Source organism: Streptococcus infantis, assembly GCF_001579645.1.
Classification (GTDB): domain Bacteria; phylum Bacillota; class Bacilli; order Lactobacillales; family Streptococcaceae; genus Streptococcus; species Streptococcus infantis_E.
On sequence record NZ_KQ970818.1, the window covers coordinates 737,242 to 739,175 of the forward strand.

Sequence of the window (1,934 nt, forward strand, 5' to 3'; positions counted from 1 at the left end):
ATTCATGCTTCTTCCTCCTCTTACACTTAGTGCTAATTGCACCCGTGAAACTAATTTAAATGGTTTCCCGTTTCTCACCTCTGAAGGAGTAAATCCATGAAAATTCTTAAAAGCAGTTCCAAATGAATCCGATGACTCGTATCCGAATTTGAAAGCAACATCAATAATCTTTTCATCCGTATCTCTTAATATAACGGCTGCTTCCGTTAATCTTCTACTTCTTAAATATTCTGAGAGCGTTGTTTCAGTCAGAATAGAAAACAAGCGACTGAACATTGAATACGAATATCCTGATAACTGAGTTACTTTCTTTTCATCAATCTCATCATCAAGAACTGTTTCAAGGTAATCAATCGTATTGTTAAACGACTTGATAATATTCATTTCGATTCCTCCTTTCTTTCGGTTTATTTTAGTATAGAGGAAGATTTCTTTTCTAACCCTACAATATCCGTACAAGTTTTGTAGGTTTCATCTCATAGAAACTTATACCTTGCTAAGTTCAACAAACTGAAGCTTGTTTGTCTCATTTAGCTTTCTTGGGTTTCTTTTCTGGCAGTTCCGCATACATACCTTTCAGTAGTTCAGTAATCAAATCCATATCCTCAAATCTGTCGAATGCATACATCAATGTCTTTGAACCCTCATACGGATAACGCAATTCTGAGTCTGAAAGAAGTTTGTCCGATGTCGGCGTTCTCTTTAAAAATAGTTCATTATCGCAAATGTCACCTATCAGCTTACCGTTAAAATATATAAGGTAGCCGCCCATCATGGATCTTATGACAATATCACCTGCTGCGGAAAAAATCTCACGAACAAATTCATTAAATTCATTCACTATGATTACCTCCTTCAAAATCAAATATTCCTTACTTTATGGCATACTCTTTCCCTATTTATCCTCAAAATTTCAGCAATCCATTTTCATCAAATTGAAAGTTCGGTCCCATGAAACTTCCTAATAGTATCCATCTAAATCCGAAAAATATGCGTGATATCCACCCCAAAAAACTTCCTGTGGCTCTTTTACAATTTTTCCACCTGCTTTTCATTACTAATTCTAGTACTCGCCAATATAGTATAAATTATATAACCAATAAAAATGATAATAAAAATAACATAACAGCCAGTCTTACAACTTACTACTTTTCATATGATAATTTACAAATGTCTTTCCAGCCACTCGATCTTTTTAAAATCCTTATTGTTATTGTGATCATTTCGATAGGAGTCTTGAGAAGAAGCTTTGTAAATACTTAGATACTGCTCCAGACTTGGAAGACGAAAAGTGATGCCTTCAACGTGAATAAGCTCTATATCCGATTCCGAAACTCCTGCAAAATCAGGTAAGGAATCGATACTTCCAAATTCAACACTCTCTCGACCCTTTTTGAATTCATGCTCATGAATATCTATTAAGACGTAGCCTAAGTCTTTCATCACTTTCATTATCTTGTCCCAGTCATAAATTCTGAGATGGTCAGGTGCTTCCCAACCTCTAGGGTCACCAGGTACATGAATGTCAATGTCAGACGGCACCCAATTTTCTTTCGTTCTAAACTCCAATCCCAAAGAACCCATCAGTGTCGGTGTAATTCCGACTCGATTTAAATGGAAACAAATGGTTTTAAATTCTTCAAATAAGAGACTCATGTTTACTCTAAACCTTTCATCTAAATGTTCGTTATTTCTACTTTATTCCCTTGAACAAAATCATCTTCATTTTCTAGAGTATATCCAGCTATTTTGGATACAAACTCTTTTCCTTACTAATTCTATTACTAGCCAATATCGTATAAATCAAATAACCAATAAAAATGATAATAAAAATAACATTAATTTTTAACACAAAATAGAGATTTAACAAATTTGCAAACGCATGAAATAATAGACAGTACCCCACAGATTTCGTTTGAAGGTAAAGAAGTCCT

General features: G+C 34.3%; 3 protein-coding genes and 2 pseudogenes. All 5 read right to left on the minus strand.

Annotated features, from left to right (window positions below; genetic code table 11):
* Positions 1–384, minus strand: a 384-nt coding sequence (locus SINDD18_RS11265; RefSeq protein ID WP_241497326.1) for a helix-turn-helix transcriptional regulator, incomplete at its 3' end; no start/stop codon positions are given.
* Positions 385–526: 142 nt separating this feature from the next.
* Complete coding sequence (locus SINDD18_RS03560) at positions 527–841, minus strand: TfoX/Sxy family protein (RefSeq protein WP_061863105.1); 315 nt, start codon at positions 839–841, stop codon at positions 527–529.
* A 64-nt stretch (positions 842–905) separates the two neighbouring features.
* A pseudogene (locus SINDD18_RS11655) lies at positions 906–1,045 on the minus strand (VOC family protein); the annotation flags it as partial.
* Between the two features lie 119 nt (positions 1,046–1,164).
* Positions 1,165–1,656, minus strand: a complete 492-nt coding sequence (locus SINDD18_RS03565; protein ID WP_061863106.1) for a hypothetical protein — start codon at positions 1,654–1,656, stop codon at positions 1,165–1,167.
* An 88-nt stretch (positions 1,657–1,744) separates the two neighbouring features.
* A pseudogene (locus SINDD18_RS11270) lies at positions 1,745–1,934 on the minus strand (CPBP family intramembrane glutamic endopeptidase); the annotation flags it as partial.

What these genes read in the sequence shown, in the direction of transcription:
- SINDD18_RS03565 (WP_061863106.1), bottom strand. Translation starts at nt 1,656, where the DNA reads ATGAGTCTCTTATTTGAAGAATTTAAAACCATTTGTTTCCATTTAAAT.